At 37.7% G+C, this 25,621-nt stretch carries 20 protein-coding genes; all 20 read right to left on the bottom strand.

Annotated elements, in window-relative coordinates; all coding sequences use genetic code 11:
- Positions 1 to 133: 133 nt before the first annotated feature.
- Positions 134 to 1,504 carry a DUF4302 domain-containing protein gene (locus tag ACIQXP_RS23385; RefSeq protein ID WP_293745149.1) on the bottom strand — a complete coding sequence of 457 codons (1,371 nt, stop codon included), beginning with the start codon at positions 1,502 to 1,504 and terminating at the stop codon, positions 134 to 136.
- 2 nt (positions 1,505 to 1,506) lie between these two features.
- Positions 1,507 to 2,895: a substrate import-associated zinc metallohydrolase lipoprotein gene (locus tag ACIQXP_RS23380; protein WP_387508173.1), complete on the bottom strand. Its 1,389-nt coding sequence runs from the start codon at positions 2,893 to 2,895 to the stop codon at positions 1,507 to 1,509.
- Between the two features lie 14 nt (positions 2,896 to 2,909).
- Positions 2,910 to 4,370, bottom strand: a complete 1,461-nt coding sequence (locus ACIQXP_RS23375) for a RagB/SusD family nutrient uptake outer membrane protein (protein ID WP_293745151.1) — start codon at positions 4,368 to 4,370, stop codon at positions 2,910 to 2,912.
- Positions 4,371 to 4,383: 13 nt separating this feature from the next.
- Positions 4,384 to 8,013 carry a SusC/RagA family TonB-linked outer membrane protein gene (locus ACIQXP_RS23370; protein WP_387508171.1) on the bottom strand — a complete coding sequence of 1,210 codons (3,630 nt, stop codon included), beginning with the start codon at positions 8,011 to 8,013 and terminating at the stop codon, positions 4,384 to 4,386.
- A gap of 341 nt (positions 8,014 to 8,354) precedes the next feature.
- The gene (locus tag ACIQXP_RS23365; RefSeq protein WP_387508169.1) at positions 8,355 to 9,515 is read right to left on the bottom strand and encodes a FecR family protein; all 1,161 of its coding nucleotides are present in this window, start codon (positions 9,513 to 9,515) and stop codon (positions 8,355 to 8,357) included.
- Positions 9,516 to 9,576: 61 nt separating this feature from the next.
- Entirely contained in the window at positions 9,577 to 10,176 is a 600-nt protein-coding gene (locus ACIQXP_RS23360) for an RNA polymerase sigma-70 factor (protein WP_293745154.1), read from the bottom strand.
- Between the two features lie 218 nt (positions 10,177 to 10,394).
- A complete protein-coding gene (locus tag ACIQXP_RS23355) occupies positions 10,395 to 10,937 on the bottom strand; it encodes a DUF420 domain-containing protein (RefSeq protein ID WP_387508167.1) in 543 nt (180 codons plus the stop codon).
- A gap of 83 nt (positions 10,938 to 11,020) precedes the next feature.
- Positions 11,021 to 11,716, bottom strand: coding sequence for an SCO family protein (locus ACIQXP_RS23350; RefSeq protein WP_293745156.1), 696 nt, complete (start codon positions 11,714 to 11,716; stop codon positions 11,021 to 11,023).
- Positions 11,716 to 12,069, bottom strand: a complete 354-nt coding sequence (locus ACIQXP_RS23345) for a cytochrome C oxidase subunit IV family protein (protein WP_293745157.1) — start codon at positions 12,067 to 12,069, stop codon at positions 11,716 to 11,718. Before ACIQXP_RS23345 ends, ACIQXP_RS23350 begins: the two co-directional genes overlap by 1 nt.
- A gap of 25 nt (positions 12,070 to 12,094) precedes the next feature.
- Positions 12,095 to 12,802, bottom strand: coding sequence for a cytochrome c oxidase subunit 3 (locus tag ACIQXP_RS23340; protein WP_025144059.1), 708 nt, complete (start codon positions 12,800 to 12,802; stop codon positions 12,095 to 12,097).
- Between the two features lie 31 nt (positions 12,803 to 12,833).
- Positions 12,834 to 13,400: a cytochrome c oxidase subunit 3 gene (locus tag ACIQXP_RS23335; RefSeq protein WP_387508164.1), complete on the bottom strand. Its 567-nt coding sequence runs from the start codon at positions 13,398 to 13,400 to the stop codon at positions 12,834 to 12,836.
- 15 nt (positions 13,401 to 13,415) lie between these two features.
- On the bottom strand, positions 13,416 to 14,324 hold the full coding sequence (gene cyoE / locus ACIQXP_RS23330) for a heme o synthase (protein ID WP_293745158.1): 909 nt from the start codon (positions 14,322 to 14,324) through the stop codon (positions 13,416 to 13,418).
- A 12-nt stretch (positions 14,325 to 14,336) separates the two neighbouring features.
- The gene (locus ACIQXP_RS23325; protein ID WP_293745159.1) at positions 14,337 to 15,395 is read right to left on the bottom strand and encodes a COX15/CtaA family protein; all 1,059 of its coding nucleotides are present in this window, start codon (positions 15,393 to 15,395) and stop codon (positions 14,337 to 14,339) included.
- An 81-nt stretch (positions 15,396 to 15,476) separates the two neighbouring features.
- On the bottom strand, positions 15,477 to 17,357 hold the full coding sequence (locus ACIQXP_RS23320; RefSeq protein ID WP_387508161.1) for a cytochrome c oxidase subunit I: 1,881 nt from the start codon (positions 17,355 to 17,357) through the stop codon (positions 15,477 to 15,479).
- 23 nt (positions 17,358 to 17,380) lie between these two features.
- Positions 17,381 to 18,613 carry a cytochrome c oxidase subunit II gene (locus ACIQXP_RS23315; RefSeq protein ID WP_293745160.1) on the bottom strand — a complete coding sequence of 411 codons (1,233 nt, stop codon included), beginning with the start codon at positions 18,611 to 18,613 and terminating at the stop codon, positions 17,381 to 17,383.
- Between the two features lie 69 nt (positions 18,614 to 18,682).
- Positions 18,683 to 19,906: a quinol:cytochrome C oxidoreductase gene (locus tag ACIQXP_RS23310; protein ID WP_090986760.1), complete on the bottom strand. Its 1,224-nt coding sequence runs from the start codon at positions 19,904 to 19,906 to the stop codon at positions 18,683 to 18,685.
- A gap of 14 nt (positions 19,907 to 19,920) precedes the next feature.
- Positions 19,921 to 20,526: a c-type cytochrome gene (locus ACIQXP_RS23305; protein WP_387508160.1), complete on the bottom strand. Its 606-nt coding sequence runs from the start codon at positions 20,524 to 20,526 to the stop codon at positions 19,921 to 19,923.
- Positions 20,498 to 21,034 (bottom strand): DUF3341 domain-containing protein, encoded by a 537-nt coding sequence (locus ACIQXP_RS23300; protein WP_090986764.1) that lies wholly within the window; start codon positions 21,032 to 21,034, stop codon positions 20,498 to 20,500. The genes ACIQXP_RS23305 and ACIQXP_RS23300 overlap by 29 nt, the downstream gene beginning before the upstream one ends.
- A gap of 2 nt (positions 21,035 to 21,036) precedes the next feature.
- Positions 21,037 to 22,509 carry an NrfD/PsrC family molybdoenzyme membrane anchor subunit gene (gene nrfD, locus ACIQXP_RS23295; RefSeq protein ID WP_090765459.1) on the bottom strand — a complete coding sequence of 491 codons (1,473 nt, stop codon included), beginning with the start codon at positions 22,507 to 22,509 and terminating at the stop codon, positions 21,037 to 21,039.
- A gap of 26 nt (positions 22,510 to 22,535) precedes the next feature.
- The gene (locus ACIQXP_RS23290; protein ID WP_387508159.1) at positions 22,536 to 25,574 is read right to left on the bottom strand and encodes a TAT-variant-translocated molybdopterin oxidoreductase; all 3,039 of its coding nucleotides are present in this window, start codon (positions 25,572 to 25,574) and stop codon (positions 22,536 to 22,538) included.
- Between the last annotated feature and the right edge of the window lie 47 nt (positions 25,575 to 25,621).

Raw genomic sequence — 25,621 nt, 5'->3', positions numbered from 1 at the left:
AAAATGTAAATTTGATCTTGTTTTCATTAGCACCATTAATTTAATCAATTAATGGGAAAACAACAAGAGGGTGTCCATACTTTTTGGACACCCTCATTTGGGAGAGATAGATTAAACTTAAGACCTTATTGCTTTACAATGTACCATACATAAACGAACTCACATCAGCTGTGCGGTATAGGCCACCAATTAACCCTACATTATTACTCGTACTAGTTACCCAATCAATTTTAAATGGCCCTGATAAAAAGAAATTTTTAATACCATCATATTCGGTTCCACGTGCAGTCCAGTTGCCGTCATAGACAGGGCTTGTTAAAGTAATTACTCCATCAGTTATCGAATAATTAAATGTTGCATTTGCGCTAAAAGTCGTGGTACCATTATTCGGGCTGATATTCACCACTGCAGTACTATTGCTCGTTAAAGCAAAGCTGATTCCTACTATTGTTCTTGCTGGAGTCAAGCCAGCTAGCCTAGTTACTAATGCCTGATAAATGATATTAAATTGAGAAGTAATTCCACTTGGTAACATGGCTCCTCCAGCTATTGGAGATGTGCCGCCAATGCTAATTTTCCGATAAGCGTAGTTAGTTGGGTATCCAAATAACAATGGAAGTGGCGTTAATGGTATAGGACTCGATTTGATAATATATTCCTTCCCTGCAACATCATACATGGCAAGCGTAGTTCCATCCTTCCAGGCAAACTTAACCAGGGTAACACCTTGAAAAACCAAGCCTCCAGAAGTCATTGAAATCCCGTCAGTTGTTAACGCTATTTTATTGGTAGCAGAAACAACTGTTTTACCATCGGCCAATATACCAGTTAAGGTAGTTCTTTTGCCGCTCGCCAAAACATTGGTAAAATTAACACTTAATCCGGCCTTAACCAGCGAACTTCCAGTACCTACTTCGATATAAGGATTTTGCGTAGTGGCAAAAAATGACTTAAGCTTATCTGAAGATGTTTTCAGACCTTCGGCAGTATATGCTGCTTTTTGAGCAACAGTAGCTTTCACCATAGCCAGGGTTTGGCGATAAGCCTTACCGATAAAAAATATACTATCGGGCGTAGAGCGGACATATGTAAACTCGACATCACTTTTGAAACCAGTATTACCAGCTCCACCAAAAACACTGTTGTTAGGATCGGCCAGCATTGAAATATAATTATAAGTATCGAATATTAATTCGGTACCTAAAACAGACTTCACCCTAAATGTAGACTTCCCAAGTGTTTTTGCCGTATTATCATTTAAATCAGCATACATCGTAACATTTTGATTTTCATCAAATGCCATATAAAATCCGTAAGCACCACCTGCATTTGTGGGTAAAGTTGCTATCCAGCCATTAGGCGCCGAAGTTAATGTATTGGTAACTGAAGCAATGGATTCAGCCATTCTCTCCTCTGGCTTCTGATCAAAATCAGAAACAAAAGAATCTTTTTTACAACTTGCCATAGCCAGGCAAATCATAAATAAATATAATATTCTTTTCATCATTATAATGTTTGACCTAGTGAACCGAAAAAGTAATTAGTAGGCGTTCCGTTTACGTACATACCACCAAAATTGTTAAAATTTGTATTATCTATTGTTTTAGGCATCCAGTCTGCTATAAAAGTTTTCCCTGTTAAATAGGCTTGTATAGAACTTGTAAAGCCAGCCGTAAACAAAGCCGCATTCGCGTAACTACCCGTAGTGCCAGCCTGTGCAACTTTAGTGAATGTTACAGCGCCGATAGTAGAATTTATAGTATATGAAAATGTATAATCGGCGAAAAACTGCGTACCACCGGCAGCTGCAGTAAATGCACCTCTTACCGTTAATGCTGTGGTAGACTCAAAGCGAAATTGCACATAATCCAAGTGGTATTTACTGGTACTACTGTAGGCCAAAATAGTAGCTTTAAAATTATTATATGCTGTGGTAAATTCTGTGGACATTGGATTCGCAGTATAAAGCTGATCTTCTAAATTTATGGTCATTGTTTTAAATAAATTTTGACCCATCCAATAAGGGAAACTTGCCGAAGGTAGCTTATAAGTATTTCTAACCACATTCTGAATTTCCCTTTGTAATGCTCTAAAATCAACTCCTAAATTGATAGTAAAATATTGAACGACACTCGCTTCTTTAGCTTTTAATGCCGCTTTACCTATCGCAGTAGAAGCGTTTGCCCTTGCATCGAACCAGGCTTGCCCCAGCACTAATAAATGTGATGTAGTTTCTGCAAAATCTTCTCCTGGCTGGCTTGAGGCATAAGGACTTACGTAACCATTATCTCTCGCTGTTGCATCTGCTACAGTTGTCCAGGTTGCATTATAAGTCGACTTCGTAATCGTTTGAAAATCTGTCGGCATTGCAACCAGTTGATTTAAAATATGCGTAAATTCGTGATGAATCGTTCTTAACTTTCTGGTTACAGCATCTGCATTACTTGCATCAAAATTATTTAGATCATAGATGGTAACACGCTTTCCTGCGGATGCAGTAGCCAAAATCATCGATCCATCAGTTTGGTAAGCTCCTGAACCATATAGTACCCATTCTTTTGGCAGCATTTTTTTAATAAATGGAATACCTGCTACTTTTTTATATGGATCAATAAAACCTTCCAATACAGTTTGCATCTGCGGCTGCACTTTTGCAGGATTTGCTGGACTAACCACTTTATCGTTATCTTTATAAAAATCGCTATAACGATAAATCACGTCCATATTGTAAGGATCCAGGAAAGTGGTTTTCAACCAGCTGTCCAATGTGGCATTGGCTACCGGATTATCAACATACTTTGTTAGATCAATGCTAGCTGAATCTTCTTTCTTACAGGATTGTATTGTTATAAACAACAGAAACAATCCTAATATTCTTATTAAATATCTTTTCATAATGTTCTTATTAATTATCTAGGATTTAATGGTACACCAGAAAGTTTTGCTTCTTCAGGAATTTGAAATACTCTTTTGTTATCATCAGCCTTCAATTCGATAAATGTTTCGTTACCCTGAGCGTCAATAATATTATGCTTAACTGTCATTCTGGTACGGAGAATATCAAACCATCTTATACCTTCCTGCAGAAATTGAGCTTTCTTGGTATCTAAGATCAATTTTATTAAACCATCTTTAGGATCAGCAATTCCGTAATAAGTTGCAATTTTAGCTAAAGTAGCAGCATCACTAGGTGTATATCCTCTAACGTAAGCCGCAAGAGCTGTATTGATATCAGTTAGCGATTTATCAAATTGACCTAATCGGGCATAGGCCTCTGCTCTGTTCATTAAAGCCTCATCAGTTGTAAGAGCAGGGGACATTAAATAAGTAATACCAATGTTTGAAACCTGATTTGTTACATAGAAGTATTCTTTATACTTATAGGTAGTATAACTTGGCTTTGTGTAGAAAAGAATCTTATTTGCAAATGCCTTACCTGTGATATTGGTACCGGTACCAAACATTTTAACTAAAGTTTCGCCATAACCATATCTTGGTGAGGTTAAACGCTGATAGCTGGAGTATAGATTGATTAATAATAGATTATATTTCTGATCTGAACGGGTAAAAGCAGCCCGAAAATCCTCCGAGCTCATATCATATAAAGCTCCATTAATAGGCCTGATGATATTGGCGAAGTTTTCAGTTGAAATTAAAGAAGCATGATCTACTACTTTTTGCCATTCACCTTTAAATAAATAAAAACGGGAGGCAAATGCATGTGCTGCAGCAGGAGTAAAATGATATTTTGGAACTTTATATGCAGAAGCAGAAAGTAACGCTAAACCATCTGTTAAATCTTTTTCAATTTTTTCGTAAGTGGAAGCAACTGTTCCCCTGTCATATTTTTTAATTACAACAGTTTCAGGACTTGTTACGTAAGGAACACCCGGAGAATCATTTGCTCCGCCAACCACATATGCTTTTGCATAAAATGTTACTAACATAAAGTGTGCATAGGCTCTTGCTACTAAAGCCTCACCTTTATAAGGTTGTGCTGTTGAGCCAAAGTTATTGGCTTCAATAGCTTCAAGCGCCTGATTTGCAGCCGAAATAGCCTGATAGCAGGTGTTCCAGTAATTAGATGGCGAACCTCTGTCTGCACCTAAAACGTCGTCCCAATAATAAGGCTTGCTTGAAACATCAGATAAAGTCCCAACTCCAGAGCCTTTATCTTCAGCATTATCAGAAGCAGCCTCTGCAAAAGTATAATAATCTCCCTCAGGATATGCTGTAGCTACTAGTTGTGCCACTTTATCAACCGAATTAATTTCAGTTCTATTGTCAGGTGCTGTATCTAAATATTTGTTACATGAGACTAAAGTAACAATCCCAAAAAGAGCAGCGTATTTTAATTTATTAAATTTCATAATAAAATATCTTTTAAAATCCAACCTTTAATGATAATGTATATTGTTTTGGTATTGGCAAGGCTACACCACCGTTTCCAAAAAACTCAGGATCTTGTCCGTTTAATCTTTTATCAGAATATAATAAGGCTATGTTGTTCCCTACAAAAGATACAGATGCATTAGACATGTTTAGTTTCGATGTAATTTTTTTAGGCAAATCATATGTTAACGATATTTGCTTAAACCTGATGAAATCACCTTTTGCTACCCTTTCTGTTGAAAAATTATAAATATTGTATGGATAAACAGCTGAAGTAGTTGCCCCTGTAGCGTCAGTAACTAGTCTTGCAGCAGTATATGGATCCAATATTGAGGGAACATTCGTAAAGGCTTCATCACCAGGCTGTATCCATCTGTTTAGCATTGATTTAGTCATAGAATAAATATCTGGATAACTAGAAGAAAACTCTTGAGCCAAACGCACATAATTTCCTGCTGCAAAAGTGAATAAAGCAGATAAACTGAATTGTTTATACCTGAATTGATTATAAAAACCTCCTGTTAATTTTGGATCAATTGGCCCTTCATATTTTAAATTTGACACTTTAGTACTTTGCAGATATACATAAGTATTTTTTCTACCACTTTCATCAATGAAATATGGATAACCGAAATTATGATCTAAACCTGCAAATTGAATTGAGAATAAGCCACCTTGCGAATAGCCAACTACTGAACCTCCGTTGTCGCTAACCAAATCAAGGATTCTTGGTGTATTCTGTAATTCTGTGATCTCATTTTTGTTGTAAGCGGTATTAAATTGAGTTCTCCATTTAAAATCACCATTGGTAATTACATTACCGCCTAAAGTAAACTCAATACCTTTAGCTTTCATTTTACCATAATTAGCATCTTTTGTATATTCTCCACCAATACCCGATGTTTTAATCTGTCCGATTAAATCATAAATATTTCTCTGATATAAATCAACGGTTAAATTAACCCTGTCTTTAAAAAATGTTAAATCAAAACCTAAATTAGCTTCTTTTAACTTCTCCCAGGTTAATTCGGTATTGGCCAGACTTGAAATATAGGTAAGGGTTTCTTTCTCATTTTCATAAGGTCTTCTACTTAGCCTGTTATAAAAAAGTGCACCCGAATTATTTGCATTACCAATATTTGCAACCAAACCATAGGTACCTCTGATTCTAGCTGAAGACAATAAAGGGTTTTCGACCCAGAAACTTTCCTGATCTACATTCCAAGCACCTGAAATGTTCCATGTTGGCAACCATCTGGCTGTTCGGCTTTTGCCCATTAAATTCGAACCATCATACCTTGTTGTAGCATTGAAGCTATATTTATCTTTATATGAATATGCTGCTCTTAAGGCAAACGCTGCAAAACGATCTGCGCCATATCCCATACTATAATAAGGTGCATTAGATTCCTGAGCTTTTTTGAAATACAGATAGTTAGCATTAACAATTCCACCGTTGTCATATTGATAGCCTACCCCATCAAATTTAGAATTCTGGCGATCTATGTACCTGACCTCCATTGATCCAAAAACGTTTAAGTGATGATTTTCATTAAATTTCCTATCAAACTCTAGATTCTGTCTGAAGTAATAATTTTTTAAATCATCATAAGTAACATTATAAAATCCCCCTTCCGGTAACGTTACCACCGGTAACTTAGTTAAGTCTTCTGGATTAGTATATAAAAATGGATTATCACCTACAGTTGTAGCATCCTGAGCTGCTCTAAACGCCAAAGCCATATTGGAGTTTTCTTTAATATAATGCTTACGGTCGGTTTTGGCATATCTATAAGCACCATCAATAGAATAAGTTAAAGAAGGAATAATTTTATACTTTAATCCTCCCTGTATTTTGAGATCAATCTGCCCTAATTCTAAATAGTTATTATCCAGTTCATTTAAGATGTTAAAAGGAGCATAGTTTCTGTTAAAATATTCAAGGCTCCCATCTTCGTTATAAGCAGTCATTGCCCTGCTCGTATTTAAGGCATAAGAATAGGGGTTTATATCAAAATTTCTTGAAAAAGTGCCATATACAGGATCCGAATTACGGGTTAATGTTCCCGGTGCTTTTTGATCGCGGATAGACCCATTAATGATGAATTCACCACTCAACTTATTACTCATTCTAAAGGTTGATCTTAAGTTACCCGTAAAACGATCGACACTATTTCCAATAGTCTGGCCATTATCGTGCAAATAAGAAGTTGAAGCATAGGTTTGAAATTTCTCTGTACCTGAAGAAAAGCTCATGGAATGTTCTTGTAACAGCGAGTTTTTAAATAATATATCAAACCAATTGGTATTGGCGTTAGCATATCTGTTTAAAAATTGGGCACGGTCTGTAGCCGTGTTTTTTAACGCATAGGTATCCGTTGCGGCATTATAATCGTATAAGGCATTGTACATTTTGTAAAAAGGCCCCCCGTCTGCTCCTCTTGAAGCTGACGTATGCTGAAAATACCCCTTATTCAGCATCTCCATCATTACCGACATTTGATCAGCTGAGTTCAACACATCAAATTGATTATAATTAGGCTTTAAGTAGGTAGTAAAATTACCTGAATAGCTAATTCTTGGGGCACCTTCTGTTTGACGTCCTTTTTTTGTAGTCACTACAATTACGCCGTTCATTGCACGCGCACCATACATTGCTGTAGCGGCCGCGTCTTTTAGAATATTGAAACTTTCAATGTCATCCGGATTTAAACCAGCAACAGAAGATCCGATTAAAGTATTGGCATCACCAGTTGATAATGCATCATTGGAAATATTCACCACATCTTCCAGAATAATCCCATCCACTACCCAAAGCGGTTTGTTATCACCAGAGATTGAAGTAGCACCACGTACACGGATTTTAGGAGCAGCACCAAAAGTACCTGATACATTCTGTACCGAAACCCCAGCAACCTGTCCTTCTAGCATACGGCTTATATCTGGAACTCCGTTACGCTGTGCATCTGCTGCCTTTACCTGTGTAGCAGATCCAGTAAATAATTTTCTATCTAACTGCTGATAACCCGTAGAAACGACATTCACTTCTTTCAAATCCGCTGCATCTTCCTCCAAAGTAACATTAATAACGGTTTTAGCACCAATGGGAACTTCCAGTGTTTTATATCCAATATAACTAAATGTTAAAACAGCTCCCTCTTTTACAGAAATGTTGAAATCGCCAGAATTGCTTGTTGATACCGCATTGGCCACTCCTTTTTCTCTTACACTTACCCCTGGTAGCGCTACGCCATCTTTATCCCGCACTTTACCCGAAACTTTTACGGCTACAAAATATCCGATTACTTTATCCAGAATGGATTTTCCGGCCGGTTTGATCAAAATAGTTTTGTCTTCAATAGTATAGGTTAAATCCCTTCCGGAAATAATTTTATTCATTACTTCTTCTATGGTTGCATTGCTGAAGTTTGCATTTAAGATGGTATTACTTTTAATGGTATTAGTCGATAGTAACACATCATAACCAGACTGCTGCCTGATCTCCCTGAACATTTTCTCCAATGTTACATTCTTCTCTTTCAATGTAACCAGCTGGCCGAATGAAGCTGCACTTACCTGCATTAATGAGGCCAGCAGAACAACCGTAATTAACTTCATCATGAGTAGTAATTTAGGTATGTAGCGTCGGTGCGTACATAAAATTTCAATATAAATTTTGTACATTTAATAGTCTGTTTTTTGTGCGAAGCGCAATGAAGTTTGGACGCAAAATTGCGTTTCGCGGGTTATCCAAGAAATAATTGATTTTTAATCGATTCCGCTTTACGGAACAGCTAAACAGATCTAAAAAGGGGTGTTAGAAGCACTCCTTTTTTATTCGTTCAACTTTTGGATCGTCAGGAGTTTTGTCGAAGTTTATTCATGGTTGTTAGGTTATGGTTGATTAATTAGTTGTTTCTTTTTTATAGATAAAGGTTAGTTACTTCTTCATCTTTTTCTCGTTATTCTTTGTAGACAATCACTTTATTGTCCCTAATATCAAAGCGTACTTCGCCAGTCTGTTCAAATTTTCTAAGCACTTTTGATATTTTTTCGAACCGGCTTACCGTACCATAGTACATTACATCTTTAGCTTCGGGATTAGCATATTCTATTTCTACATTATACCAACGGGCCACCTTGCGTAAAATACTTACCTGCTTTTCGTTGTTAAACATGAAATAGCCCTTTTTCCAGGCAACTGCTTCATCAACATCTACTTCTTTTACATCCATGCCTGAAAGGGTTACCAGCGATTGCTCTCCAGGTTTAAGCACCTCACTTTCATTGGTGTTTTTATGAGAAACCCGCACACTACCTTCCAATAAAGTAGTTTTGGTAACGCTTTCATCTTTATAGCTATTGATGTTAAAATGAGTACCCAACACCTCAACAGTCTGCTTATCGGTTTCTACAATAAAAGGATGTGTTGCATTTTTAGCTACTTCGAAATAAGCTTCACCATCCAATTTCACTACACGCTGTTTTGCAGTACCAATGTTTAATGCATATTGCAGCGAAGAGGTCGCATTTAGCCAAACTGTAGAACCATCTGGTAATTTGATTTGCCACTCACCTCCGTTCGGCGTAGAAATGGTATTTAACCGATCATCGTTTGTATTTTCAGATTCGGCAATATTATAAACCAGCTGGCCGTCGTTCGTTTTGGTGATGGAGAAACCGGCTTCTTTTACGATATCGCCCTTTATCGCATCTGAAAGGGAGATTTTCCTCCCATCAGCTAAAGTAAGAATAGCTTTATTTTTTCCGGGGGCTATATCCGTAGTAAAAACATGTTCTTTCTTTTTATGCAGAGATATGTAGGCCGTTAAAGAAAATACAACAAATACCACGGCAGCAGCAGCCCATTTCAAACTCCTCATTAAAATCCGCTTAGTCGACCGAATTGACTTATCTACTTTCAGAATTTTATCGAGAACCGGATTCCATTTTTCATCATCAACATTAACGGCATGTTCTTCCTCTGAGATAATCATTTTCACGATTTCGTCAGAAATTAATGACGTGTCGTTTTCTACTAAAACTAAAAGTTCCTCCTTTTCGGTCTGACTTAAGGTCTTAGCAGTAAACTGTTGTAATAGATAATGTATACGTTCTTCCATAAAGATTCTGATACTTAGAAGCAGCAAAAGAAAATTAGGACTATCGGAATACTATTTTTTTCTATTTTATTTTTAAAAAGAAAAAAACAATTGGATAAAAAAATACAATACCATGCTGATCCAGGTGGGTACGTATAGATTTTAATGCAATTACAAGAGCATTTTTAACTGTATTGGGAGAAATATTAAGTATTTCCGCTATTTCAGGGATAGTTTTACCGTCGCGTCTGCTTAACTGGTATATTTTTTTCCTTTGCTCGGGTAATTTATCTATAGCTACTGCAACAATCCTCGTTACCTCATTTAAATTGATGGTTTCTACCGTATTGTTATGACTGTTTAATTGTTTGGCTGTAAATGCATCAACAACCCGATCTTCTTTTAATTTTTTACGCAGGTAACTTAAACATTCGTTAGAAACATATTTATACAGATAGGCCTTTACATTCTCTACTTCCGCCAATTTATCGCGATTTAGCCAGACCCTTAAAAATGCATCCTGAATAATTTCTTCTGCAGCATCATCTGACTTTGTAAATTTAGAAGCAAAAATGTGGAGTACAGGAAGGTATTTAAAGAACAATACAGAAAATGCTTGCTCGTCTCCTTCCACGATTTTATCAATCAGGGCGCGCTCTTTATCCACATTACTTACCGCCATAAATTTGTTTGTTAACTGCCCCGTAATTATACTACAAGACTTAACTGATAGATGAATAGATATGGAAAACTAAATTGATTTAGCTTAACCACAATATAACTTTATAACCAAATATACAGATTAGTAAATTTTGTGCACTAAAAAATATATTAAAAAAAATAAAAGCCTTACTTTTTACAGTAAGGCTTCACTTGGAGTTTGAAAGGCTCCTAAAGCGATTAGTATTGGTAATAAGGCGAAATCATCAAATAAACCACCACACCGGTTATAGCAACATAAAGCCATAGTGGAAATGTAACCCGTGCAATTTTTCTATGACGATCGAAACGCTCGGCCAAAGCCCTTACATAAGTAACCAAAACCAAAGGAATGATAGCAATTGACAATAATATATGGGTTAACAAAATAAAAAAGTAAAGATATTTTATCGTTCCCTCACCTCCAAATTTAGTTGAGGGTGTAGTCATGTGATAGGCAATATACATCACCAAAAATAATAAAGAGCAACCTATGGCTGTTTTCATTAAATTTTGGTGCAATTGTATCTTTCCATTTTTGATTGCCCAAACGGCAATAACTAACACTACCGCAGTAATTCCGTTAATGGTAGCATATATTGGTGGCAAAAAAGGCAGGGTAGGCGCATCAATACCAAGATCTTTGAGCTTTACTACAAATAAAAAAGCTACGGCTACCGGTATAAAAATAGAAAGGATAATGATCCACTTGCTATATTTTTTCTCGATCGGACTATTTTCCATGAATATTAAATCTTTTATAATTATTATTTTGCTTTGTGTAGAGCGTTCTAACGCTAAGCGCTAAATACTAATCGCCAACCTTACTATCTACCATCTTTAACATTTCTCAAATACTCGGCAATAAGCACTTTTATTTCATCTTCTAATTTGGCATTTGCCTCGGCACTATCATTATCGTAAATGCCACGTATTCGATGTAGGTTATCGATTAAAACTATTTTATTACTAAATATGAAGCTGTTTTCTCCTTTTGACTCATTGGCTACAACATCAAGCAATAAACCTTGCCTGATCAATGGATAAATTTGCGCGGTATCTCCTGCCAAAAGATCCCATTTACCTTCTTTGGCTTTAAAATTTGCAGCAAAATCTTTCAGCTTATTTACATCTGCAGGATCAACAGACAGACTTACAAATTTAACCAGAGGTTTTTGCTCGTAGCCATCAGATAGTTGCTTAATGTACTTATTCGCCTGCTGGCTTCTGGCCCGCGCATAGAATAAGTTGAGTACTACAATTTTATTCTCAAATGATTTCCAGCTGACGGTGTCGTTATGCTGATTGATAAGTTTAAAATCGGGAACCAGATGATAAATTGTATCCGAAATTTTCTTCCCCTTTACGCTGTGAAAGGTAGTAGCTACCGTCTTTTTGCCGAAGATCGGTAAACTCTTATATCTATTTTTTGCAAAGTGTGGCAATAAGTAAAAAAACAAAAATCCCGGTATAGCTAAAATGCTTACCAGGATTAATACCTTTTTTATAGGGCTTCTTTTCATTAATGGTTCATCATGTGGATGTTTAAGAATCCACCTTCAATCAACATCAAAACAATAAAGTAAATAATGAAAATGAACGATACTGTTAGGGCTAACTGTAAGCCTAATCTTTCATATTTTAAGTGCATGAAATAGGCCACAATATAAAATGCTTTTACCAAAGTTAATGCAATATAGATATAGTTACCTACATGTTGCGGAATATGTCCGCCAGGAATTGCCCATAGTGCAATGATAAATTCGATTGCGGTGATTAAAGTTAAAATACCTGCTACTTTCCAGATTTTTGCTTTATCCATTCCGGCATGTTCGCCATGCTCGTGTCCTTCTTCTAGATGCGAATGTTGTGACATGTTAAATATTTTTATAAATTGAAAATTAAACCAAATAGAAGAATGTAAATACAAACACCCATACTAAATCTACAAAGTGCCAGTATAAACCCACTTTTTCAACCATTAAATAATGGCCTCTTTTTTCGAAAGTTCCGTTAATCGTCATAATTAAAATGATCACATTAATCATAACCCCACTAAATACGTGGAAACCGTGGAAACCAGTAATGGTAAAAAATAAGTTTGCAAACTGTTGGGCCGCAACCAAAGAAACTGGTCCATCAAATAAATGTTTCAATTCTTCAGCAGATGGAATAGTTCCCCACCAGAAACCTTCATGGTGCAGGTGACTCCACTCTAAAGCCTGGCAGCCCAGGAACATGAAACCAAAGATAATGGTAGCTACAAGCCATCCGATTACTTCTTTTTTAGCGCGACGGTGTCCAGCCTCAACTGCCATAACCATGGTTACAGAACTTAAGATCAGGATAAAAGTCATGATACCCACGAATACTAATGGAGCACCTGTATCTTTAATACCAGGTATAGACTGGAAAACCAAATCAGGATCTGGCCATGTTAATTTAGAAAAACGCTGAGCGCCGTAGTAGATCAATAAAGATGAAAAAGTAAAAGCATCTGATAAAAGGAAAAACCACATCATGATTTTACCATATTCTACCGACCACGGAGAACGACCACCATTCCATGGCCCGGTTTTAACTTGATCTAATTGTGATACTGCATTCATTTGGAAATAGTATAATAGTTTGTTAACAAATTTAACGGTTCAAAAGTAAAAAAACATACAGATATATCCATAATATATCTATAAAATGCCAAAAAATAGAAGCGATTTCCATTTTATATTGAACTTTGGCAACAGGCAGGCTTTTATAGCTACCGGCTAAAGCACTTATAATAAGGCCAACACCTGCAATAATGTGCAAAAGGTGCATTCCAGATACCACATAAATAAATGATATTGCGGCATTGTTTCCTACCAAAGTTGCTCCGGTTCTCACCATACTTCCCCAGGCATTAAACTGCATCACACCAAAAGCAACAGCTAATATTACGGTAATCCAAAGCATGTTACGCTGTAAGCTGAAATTCAGTTTCTTTAAAGCCCTGGAGGCTAACACCAAGGTAATACTGCTTGCTAAAATAACCAAACTCGAATAAATAAAGGCGTCAGGCAATACCAAACCGTGTCCCTTCCCTTTTGAGGCGGCAAATACCAGGTAATAACTGGTAAAACCACCAAACATAATTGTTGATGATACGACAAATAACCAAACGATAAATTTTCTTGGTTTTGGGTCAAACGTATCCTGCATCTTTTCCATTGTTAGCACCATAAATTATTTTGCTATAAAATTTAATAATAAGCCCAACTGTACCGCCGGGATGTAAAAAAAAGAACAGAACATTACTTTCCTGGCATCGGCCAGTTCTCTGCTCATTAAAAGTTTAAAAGCCAACCAGCTAAAAATGAACCCGGCAATCAGCGATAAACCAGCAATGTAATAACCGCCAAAACCATAAATAGTTGGCAACAAACTTACCGGAATTAAAATCAGCGTACTTAAAAAAGTTAAAAGTGCGGTTAATTTATCTCTTTTTTTGGTAGGCAATAGCCTGAAACCCGCTTTCTTGTAATCATCATCTAAAACCCAGGCAATTGCCCAGAAGTGAGGGAACTGCCATACAAACTGAATCAGGAATAAAATAACAGCAATGTAATAATCAATTTCGTGAAACATTTCGGCTTTTAAACTGCCAAACGCAGCCAGATAACCAATAAGCGGCGGCAAAGCACCAGGGATTGCGCCCACAAAAACGGCAATCGGCGACTTTCTCTTCAATGGTGTATACGCAAAAGCATATAACAAAATTGAAAATACCGACAACAACCCTGTTTCCAGATTTAAGTGCCCCAGTAGCCAGGTACCTGAAAATGCCATAAAAACGCCCAAAATCAATCCCTGTCCGGTGGTCATTCTGCCTGCGGGCATTGGGCGGTCTTTGGTTCTAGACATTAATTTATCCAGATCTTTTTCAATAATCTCGTTAAAACAGTTTGCAGCAGCGGTTACCAAAAAACCACCAGCTATTAAAATCAACCAGTTTCCCCAATCAATACTCGGGATATGGCCTCTGCCTACCTGCATTTTCTGTCCGATCAAAAAAGAAATCGATGCCGAAAACACCACCGTAAACGATAGCCTGAATTTGACAAGTTTAGAAAAATCTGAAAGATATTGCTTCAATTTTCTTAAATATTATTGTTTATATGTACTTGTTCTGTAAACCAGTAAGTACAGATAAAACTGTAAACTAAACAACAGCGTAGAGAACAAAATGTGCAGTGCCTGCGCTGCTGGTGGAAAAGCAATATATGCTAAAGCTAAACCACTTAATAATTGAACAAAGAGCGTTACTAAAATAAACTTGGCCGTTAGCAACGGAGCAGCTTTACCACTAAAACGGTCAATAACCATTTTATAAACCACACCGTTGGTGATTACGACCAAAATGGCCAAATCACGGTGATAAGAAAAAATATATCCCACCTTCGAAATCCATATTGCCTTCTCACTATAGCCTAAAGATTTGGCAATTACATCTATTGCCTCCCTTACATCGGTGCCCAAAATAATCTGAACAATGCTCACTGCAAGTGTAAAGAACAAAAAGCCTTTAAGCCATAATATTTTATACATAATTACCGAAGGCGCTTTATTGAGCTGTTTTGCATAATTATACGTATATATTGAGATGGCCAATATTACCAATGCTAAAAGCATGTGAACGGTTACCACCCACTGTGCCAGATTGGTTGATACTACAATAGATCCCAGCCAGGCTTGATAGCCCACAACAAAAATATTAAGTACACTCAGTACAATGATGCGTTTAGCCGTTTTCCGATAGATAAAAGAATAAATAGCAGTAAGCAATAGAAAGATGCCTGCAGCTACGCCTACTAAGCGGTTCAGGTATTCTGTCCACGTTTTGGCTGGATTGAATTCTTCTGGTATAGTTATACTTCTATCGTTCCTGATGCTATCAGCAAGGGCAACTTTGCCCATACTTTCCAGGTATTTAGCAAATTTTTCATTCTTCTTCAAGCGGCCAGCTACATATTTCTCCTTATAATTGGCAGGAAGTTGAGATACATCAGTTGGCGGAATGTAACGGTCGAAACATTTTGGCCAATCCGGACACCCCATGCCAGATCCGGTACTACGTACAATACCTCCGGCAAGTACAACCAATAGTGTGACTATGATGGTTATAAGATTAATGTTAATGAAACGCTGTTCTGATCTGCTGACCATATATCTATTAAGATGAAAAGGGTATCCGGATAAGCAGAAACTTAATCAGATACCCCTTTGAAATTTTATTTAAAGCTTAAACTATCCCTTGTTTTCTGTAACAGGATTAGCTAATTCCCAATCTTGCTGAATTTTTTCGGCTTCCTCATTTCCTTCAAAATCATGAGGTAAGTTAGAGCTCATCGTTTGAGAGAAAGGAACAGTTTGCGGAATAAAATCTGTGTCATGTCCTGGCTTGCTATAATCATATGGCCATCTGTAAACCGTTGGGATTTCACCTGGCCAGTTACCATGTAAGTGTTCAACAGGTGCAGTCCATTCTAAAGTATTCGCTTCCCAAGGATTTTGAGGGGCTACTTTTCCCTTAAAGATAGAGTAAAAGAAGTTAAATAGGAACGCTACCTGAGCCAGAGCCGCCATAATAGCTGCCCAGGTTACAAATACGTTAACCGTTAACCATTTCTTCATAAATTCAAACTCGGTAAACGCATAATAACGACGCGGTACCCCATCTAAACCTAAGAAGTGAAGTGGAAAGAACACCAGGTAAGCTGCAATGAAAGTTAACCAGAAATGTAAGTATCCCAATTTAGCATTCATCATTCTACCGAACATTCTAGGAAACCAGTGATAAACACCTGCAAGCATACCAAAAATTGCTGCAGATCCCATTACCAGGTGGAAGTGGGCAACAACAAAATAAGTATCGTGTAAGTTAATATCCAAAGAAGCATTTCCTAAGAAGATACCGGTTAAACCACCAGAGATAAAGAATGAAACTAAACCAATGGCGAATAACATGGCTGGCGTAAAACGGATATTACCTCTCCATAATGTAGCCAGATAGTTAAATGTTTTTACTGCAGATGGTACCGCAATAATTAACGTAGTAATCATAAACACACCACCTAACAACGGATTCATACCTGTTACAAACATGTGGTGACCCCAAACGATAAACGATAATACCGTGATCCCAATTAAAGAGTAAACCATTGCATGGTAACCAAAAATTGGCTTACGTGCATTAACTGAAATCACTTCAGATGAGATACCCAATGCTGGCATAATTACGATATAAACCTCAGGGTGACCTAAGAACCAGAATAAGTGCTGCCATAAGATTGGTGAACCACCTTCATTTGGTAAAATATCAGTACCCATTACGATATCTGATAAATAGAAACTTGTTCCGAAGCTGCGATCAAATACCATTAACACTACACCAGCTACCAGAACCGGGAAAGATAGGATACCTAAAATTGCGGTTAGGAAGAAAGCCCAGATCGGCAATGGCATTTTCCAAAGATCCATACCTTTGGTACGCATATTTAAAATGGTACTTACGTAGTTAATACCACCCATTAAAGATGAAGCTACGAAAAGCACCATACTAATTAACCACAAAGTCATACCCAAGCCTGAACCTGGCATGGCCTTAGCTACAACAGATAATGGCGGATAAACCGTCCAACCTCCTGATGCTGGTCCCGTTTGAATGAAGAATGATGACATCATGATCACACAAGCCATAAAGAAGAACCAGTAAGATAACATGTTCAGGAATGGCGAGGCCATATCTCTTGCACCTATCTGAAGTGGGATTAATAAGTTACTAAACGTTCCACTTAAACCAGCTGTAAGTACAAAAAATACCATAATGGTTCCGTGAATGGTAACCAAAGCCAGATAAAAGTCGGGCTTGATACGACCGCCTTCAGCCCATTTGCCTAAGAAAGTTTCTAAGAATGGGAAGTTTTGATCTGGCCATGCCAATTGGATACGGAATAAGATTGATAAGCCCATTGCAATTACCGCCATGATAATACCGGTAATCAAAAATTGCTTGGCAATCATTTTATGATCCATACTAAAGATATACTTTGAAATCAAAGTCTCTTTATGATGCCCATGATCAGCGTGATCGTGATTGTGTTCGTCGTGTAATGCTATTGTTGACATAATTCGTTCGCTCCTGCTTAATATTATTTATTTAAAGCCATTTGGTTAGTTTTTACAGCTGCTGAATCTTTAGCTGCTGAATCTGCTTCTGATTTTACAGGTGCAGGTGCCACTGGCAAATTAAATTGTTTTCTTAAATCGTCATTTAAGTATGTTTTCTGTTCTGCAATCCAGGTTTTGTATTCAGCCTCTGATACTACACGAACAACTTTTTGCATGTTATAATGACCAGATCCACAGATTTTTGCACATAAGAAAAGGTAATTAAAATTCGGATCGTTGGTTTCCTGCTGCATTTCTGCAGTAGTTTTTGTAGGCGTAAATTCAAAAACCGTTCTCATACCTGGCACGGTGTTTAACTGTACCCTGAAGTGTGGCATATAAAAACTGTGAATTACATCTTTACTCGTCAGAATAAGTTTAACTGGTTTGCCCACAGGAAGCACCATCTCATCTGCCATTTCATCATCACGAGAATTAACATCTTTAAAATCAATACCCAATGTATTGGTTGCTGTAGTCAACTTATAATTCTTGTTACCTACAATTCCGTCAGCTCCAGGATAACGGATAGACCATTTGAACTGCTCAGAAGTAACCTCAATCTGCAATGGCTTGTTATTTGGATCCTCAACTTTGAAGAAAATAGATCTCCAGGTTAAGAAACCCATTAAAACCAAAACAGTTAATACTAAAGCCGGAACAATGGTCCAGATTTTTTCGATGGTATTATTGTGTGGATAGTAGTAAGCTTTTCTCTTTGCAGAATATTTATAGATGTAAGAAAATCCGAACAACAGGATGTGTGTTGCTATGAAAACGATTGTGGTAATGATTAATGTTAAATTAAACATTCTGTCAATTTTCTTTCCATGCTCAGATGCAGCATCAGGAAGTAACATTGATCCATGTACCGTATATTCCCAATATACCCCATATAAACCGATCACAAGAAACAATGCAAACAAACTTGCATGTACCCTGTTCCAGTTGATACCAACGGGTTTACCTTGTGCTTCGCGGCTTAACTCATATACTTTTATTGCTTTACCAATAATAGCAATGAATAAGCATACCGCAAGGAAAACCAGAATATAAAATATTACCGATTTATAAACCTCGCCCATATCAACTTTCGGTGCCGCGGCAGCACCTGCTGCTGCATCTTGCGCAAATACGCTAGTGTTTGCAAAAGCAGTAATCAATACTGCCAAAGCTGCGGTCGTTTTATTCGTTATAAACTTTCTTAAACTCATTTTCTTAAAAGTAGTACGCTGTACTGCTAATTATAATAATAATTAAATATTTGCTCTATCTTATCACCACTAAAGCTGATGATGCAAACTTTCTTGTAATAATGGGTGATTCTTTGCAATTAACGGCTTTTTGCTTAATGATGATAAAACCGTAAAGGTAAACAATCCTACGAAACCTAATGCAATACCGATTTCTACAATTCCAAAACCATTATGACCATCTTCAACCGCACCTGGCATAATCATCTGGTAATAATCTACCCAATGACCTAACAATACCACAATAGAAACGAATAATAATTTGGCATCTGTTCTTTTGTTATCTCTATCCATTAATAATAATACCGGCGCTAAGAAATTCATGGCCAGATTTAAGAAAAACCAGAACTTATAATATTCAAAACGTTTGTAGAAATATACAGTTTCCTCAGGCATATTTGCATAGTAAATCAATAGGAATTGAGCAAACCATACATAAGTCCAGAAGATAGAGAAACCAAAAATAAACTGGCCTAAGTTATGCAAGTGGCTATTGTTAACCCATTGCATATAACCAGCTCTTCTTAATAAGATCAGGATAACAGCAATAGTTGCCAAACTACTTACCCACATTGCAGCGAAGTTATACCAGCCAAACATGGTAGAGAACCAGTGTGCCTCTAAAGACATGATCGTATCGAAAGCAAATACCGGTGTAGTAAAACCGTAAATTACCAGGAAGATACAGGCATTTTTGAAGCTCTTTCTGTATGAATTTAAACCGCCTGCCAAATCTTCATTGTAAGAAAACTTAACAAACATGATCGAAAATATACTGTAAACACCTAAGAATACCACTTGGCGGCCTAAGAAAAAAGGCACATTTAAGAATACCGATTTACCTGCGATAATAGCATCATAATTAGGGCTGTTCTGGTCGGTTAAACCTTCAGCATGCCAGTGGTGATATAAATTGTGCGAGTATAATCCTGCTGAAATAACCACTACAAGTATTACAGCTGCTATAGGCAAAGTTTTGGCCATAGCTTGTGGTACACGTAAAATTGATGCAGACCAACCTGCCTGCGCTACATATTGAACAGCCAGGAAAAACGTACCAGACATACAAACGCATGCAAAGTAATATGCCATAAGCAACAGGTTAGCAAAAGTACGCTCATGCATTACTTTATCGCCAGCCAAAAAACCGAACAATACAGCCGCAATACCGATAACGATACCAACAATGCTTAACGTTTTTACTTTCCCTGTAAACTCAAACTGTTCACTAAAATTAATATTGTGAGTTCCCATTTATATTTGCTTTACTATTGTCCTTTTTGTAATTGTTGAACATACATCACCACTTTCCAACGATCTGTTGGTGAGATTTGCGAAGCATGCGACCCCATGTTATTTACACCGTATGTAATGGTATGATAAATTTTACCTGCGGTAAGATCAACCATGTTACCACCTCTGGATGATGAACCGGTTTGATAAGCAGGTACACCACTAAATTTCTCAATTTTAACCAGGTGTCCCTGTCCATCACCTTTATCTCCGTGGCAAGGGCTACAGAAAACGGTAAATAAGTGTTTACCCTGGGCCAAATTAACAGTATCAACTGGTAAAGGATTTACCATACTCGCTCCTGCTGCTTCATATCCTTCTTTAGTATTAGGATACTCATCATATTCAGTAAAACCTACTGGTTTAGTATGGGCAGGTGGTAACTGAGCTGTTTTACCATCCTTAAAATTTTTGTTTGGCTGATCCGGATTGTAAGCAATCGGATCATACATGTTTCTGGCATATTCTAAGCCAGTACTGCGTTTATCTTTACAAGCAGAAAAGGTAGCTGCAAAAGCGATAGCTAAAAACGCTGTGTAAACAAATTTATTCTTATTCATAGCTAATGTACTTCCTTTCATTATACTTTATTTCTAAAGCACCTGCATCTTTTAATAATCCATCAATTACAGTATGCGCTGTATTATCTTTTGCATCAACTGCAATAACAAAGCGATCATCAGTAGCACGTAGATCCATCACTCTTGGTGCTCTTCCTGGAAATAAGTGAGTAGATGCATAATAAGTTAACACCATACCGAAAGCACAGAATAATACTGTAAGCTCGAACATTATTGGAATAAAATCCGGTAACGCGAATGATGGTTTTCCACCTATGTTTACTCTCCAGTCGATTACCGCGCAGAAATAAATCAAAGCAAATGCACAGCAGGTACCGGTAATACCAAAGCAAAATGCCGCGATATCGATTCTAGATCTTTTTATTCCTAATTTGGCTTCTATTCCGTGTATAGGCATCGGTGTATATACATCATAAATACTGATGTTATTTTCCTGAAGCTTTTCGATGCCATGCATCATTTCGTCAGGATCGCCAAAGCTGCCTAAAATATATTTGATATCACTCATTGTTATATTTTTGCGTAATCTTCTTGTTTAACACTATCAAATTTTTCTAAAGACTCTATGTACTCTGCTACATATTCTTTATTCTCATGCCCTTCTTTAATCTGTTTCATTTTAGCTTGCTCACTCGCAGATTTTAATAATAATTTAACCTCTGCAATAGCGATTGACGGCAATACCCTTAAGAACAATAAGAATAAGGTGAAGAATAATCCAATTGAACCAACGAATACACTGATATCAACCCAGGTTGGATAGAACATAGCCCAGCTTGACGGAATATAATCGCGGTGTAAGGAAGTAACGATAATTACAAAACGCTCAAACCACATACCTACGTTTACCACGATCGATAAAATCCAGGTTGCTTTAATGCTTAAGCGGATTTTTTTGAACCATAACAATTGTGGAGAGATTACGTTACAAGTCATCATCATCCAGTACGACCACCAGTAAGGACCGGTAGATCTGTTGATAAATGCATACTGCTCATACTCTGAACCTGAATACCATGCGATAAAGAACTCGGTTAAATAAGCTACACCTACGATTGATCCGGTTAAAATGATGATTTTATTCATCGACTCGATGTGGAACATGGTGATGTAATTCTCTAAGCCCAGTACTTTACGTGCAACCAATAATAAGGTTAATACCATCGCGAATCCAGAGAAAATCGCACCTGCCACGAAGTATGGAGGGAAGATGGTGGTGTGCCATCCTGGTATTACGGATGTTGCAAAGTCCATTGATACAATGGTGTGTACTGAAAGCACAAGTGGTGTAGAAATACCGGCCAAGATTAAAGACACCGCTTCGAAACGTTGCCAGGTTTTAACACTTCCACTCCATCCAAAAGAAAAGATAGAATAAATTTTTCTACGGGTACCAACGGCACGGTCGCGGATGGTTGCGATATCTGGTAATAAACCGGTGTACCAGAATAATAATGATACAGAGAAGTATGTAGAGATCGCAAACATATCCCATACCAGTGGCGAGTTAAAGTTTACCCAAAGCGATCCAAACTGATTTGGTAAAGGTAAAACCCAATAAGCCAACCAAGGACGGCCCATGTGAGACACCACATAAGTTGCGGCACAGATTACGGCGAAAATAGTCATCGCCTCTGCCGAACGGTTGATGGAGTTACGCCAGTTCTGACGGAAGAGTAATAGTACTGCTGAAATCAGTGTTCCGGCGTGACCGATACCTACCCACCATACGAAACCGGTGATATCCCAAGCCCAACCTACTGTTTTATTTAAGCCCCATGCACCGATACCATTCCAAAAGGTGTAACTAACAGCTACTACCCAAAGTAAAGCACCCAATGCTGAAACGATGAAACCAATCCACCAAGCCTTATTTGGCTTATTTTCTACCGGCATCAAAATATCATCCGTAATTTTTGCGTACGTGATATTATCGCCGGTAATTAATGGTTCTCTAAGTATTGATTCGTTATGTCCTGACATAATTTGTATTTTCTATATACTAAAGCTTACGCTTGTACTGTTGTATCTGTATTTCTAATTTTTGTCATGTAGCCGATACCCGGTTTCACATTGATCTCTTCCAATACGTAGTAGATACGCTCAGAACGTAATGCTTTTGAAACCTCTGAATTTGGATCGTTTGCATCTCCAAATACAATCGCATTTGCTGAACAAGCTTCCTGACAAGCCATTTTAATATCGCCATCTTTTAGTGGACGTTTCTCCAGTTTAGCTTGCAATTTGCCACCTTGTATACGTTGAATACACATTGAGCATTTTTCCATTACCCCTCTTGAACGTGTAGTTACATCAGGGTTTAAAACCAATTGGGTAAACTCGTTATTTAAATAGTTATCGAAACGTGAATCGTTCCAGTAGTTAAACCAGTTGAAACGACGTACTTTGTATGGACAGTTATTGGCACAGTAACGTGTACCTACGCAACGGTTATAAGCCATATGGTTTAAACCATCACTTGAGTGTACAGTAGCTAATACCGGACAAACCGTTTCGCAAGGTGCATGATCACAGTGCTGGCACAACATTGGCTGGTGAACCACCGAAACATGATCTAAGTCTTCTAACTTAGCAATCTCTTTCTCTTTGGTTACATCACCATTCTTGGTTTCATAACTGTAATAACGATCGATACGGATCCAGTGCATTTCACGACGACGGCGAACCTCATCACGGCCTACAACGGGTATATTGTTTTCAACGTTACAGGCAACAATACAAGAACCACAACCTGTACAAGCATTCAAATCGATTGCCATTACCCAGTTGTTGCCTGGTTTTTCGTATTGATCCCACAGATCGTAATTTTTATGCTCTCCTTTTTCGTTACCAGCACCGGCATTTTTTAAGTATGCGGCAAATGTAGCTTCTTTAATTACGGCACGGCCTTCGAAAGAATGGTGAGTTTGTGTTTGTGCAAGCTCGTAGTAACCACCTGTTGGGGTGATGGTTACGTTTGTAGCATATTGCATGGTTCCATTTACAAAAGAAATAAACGGGAAAGCATTTTTACCAACCTCATTACCCGCTTTACCTGCTTTGGTACGGCCATAACCTAATGCTATAGATGCAGTTCCCTGTGCTTGCCCTGGCTGGATCAACACCGGAAGATCTACTGAATATCCGTTGCTTCCTTTAACAGAAACTACGTCAAACTCTTTAACTTTTAATTTCTCTGCAGTTTTAGGGGCAAGGGCAACAAAGTTATCCCAGGTTACTTTCGATACCGGATCAGGCAATTCTTGTAAGAATGCGTTATTGGCATTTTTACCATCCCGCATAGGTACGTTTTCGTAAACCTGTAACTCAATCTGATCGCCACCTTTAAAAGCTTTGCTGCTATTTGCAATTGATGTAGCAACCTGTGCTAGAGATTGTGTGAATGAATAGGTACCAGCCGGTTTAGCGGATGCGGTAACCACACCTTTTTCCAAAACCTCTTCCCATTTCAAACCAACAGCTGGTAACATTTTAGCTTCCCAGTTGCTGCGTACAAACTGATAGTAATCTTTAACAGGAGCATCAGCCCAGGTTAATAAACTTTCTTCAGCCTGGCGGCTGTTGAAAACAGGGTTGATTGTTGGTTGAACAATTGAATAATATCCTTCGTAAGCATTTGCATCACCCCATGATTCTAAATAGTTATGGTTGATGGCAATAGCATCACAAACCGTAGCCGTTTCGTCTGCACGATCAGAGAATGAAATTTTAGCAGGAACCTTCGCTAATGCATCAGTAAATGCTTTTGCATTTGGAGCATCATAAACCGGATTAGTGTTTAAGAATAAAACAGCTCCAACTTCGCCGCGGTTCATTTCAGCAACCAGGCCACTAAATTCGGCATCGTTACCTGCATATAAATAACAAGGGTTATCTAAATCAATCGTAGTACCATAACTTCCGATAGCGGCGTTAATGGCATTTACTAAAATCTGAGTAGAAACATCGTTCGAGCCACAAACCACAAGGCCTTTACCTTTAGCTTGAACCAATTCTTTAGCTACCAGTTTAATTACTTTATCAGCAGTAGCATTGTTACCCAATGTTCCGCCTGGTAAAGCATTACCCGTAACTGCATTATACAACGCAATTAAAGCAGGTCCCTCTTCCGATAATTTAACCGGAACACGGGTATCTGCATTGGTACCTGTTAAGCTCATTCCACTTTCAAACTGAATGTGGCGGCTCATTTTTTTATTTTCTAACGACTTGTAGTTACGGTTAGCAGTATATTGAGCAGTAAACTCTTCTCCGCTGATCCACGTACCTAAGAAATCGGCACCGAAACTTACAATTAAGTCAGCCTTATCAAAGTTGTATTTTGGTAAAACTGCTTTACCGAAACTGTTTTGATTGGCCTGGATGATACCAGTATAAGATACAGCATCATACTGTACCAGTTTAGTTGCAGGATATTTTGAAATAAACTGCGCAATAACCGCATTGGTTGACGGGCTGTTTACAGTTGATGATACCAAGCGGATTTTTTTGCCACCAGCCTGTGCTTTTGCCAACTCACCTTTTACAAAGCTGTCGATTTTTGCCCAGGTCGTTTCTTCAACTTTTCCATCTTTTACTAAAGCTGGTGCTTTTAGCTTAGATACATCATACAAATCTAAAACCGACGCCTGCGCTCTCGCATCTGTTCCACACAAAAACTGACCTGCATTTGGATTAGGTTCAATTTTAATTGGGCGGCCCTCTCTCGTCTTAACTAAAATACTCTGGCCATTAAAGCTCGAAGTATAATAGTTAGGAATACCCGGAGTAACCTCTTCAGGTTTTACCAGGTAAGGAATAGATTTATGAACAGGAGCAGTTTGACAGGCTGCTAAAGTTACTGCACCTAAACCAAAACCTAACGCCTTTAAAAAGTCGCGGCGTGGGGTAACGGTACTTAACCCTGCTTCATTTAAAACATCTTCTATTGGAAGTGGCTCGGCGAATTCGTTTTTGTTATTTTTAACAAAATCGGGTGTATTGTTATACTCCTCTAAGCCTTTCCAGTATTTTTTGTTGCTTTCCATTTAAGCTATATTACTGTTTATTCGAACGTTCTTACTAAACTCTAATC

This window comes from Pedobacter suwonensis (assembly GCF_044762335.1).
Lineage (GTDB): Bacteria > Bacteroidota > Bacteroidia > Sphingobacteriales > Sphingobacteriaceae > Pedobacter.
The sequence above is the reverse complement of the archived record's forward strand: the minus strand, read 5'-3'. Positions and strand labels throughout refer to the sequence as shown.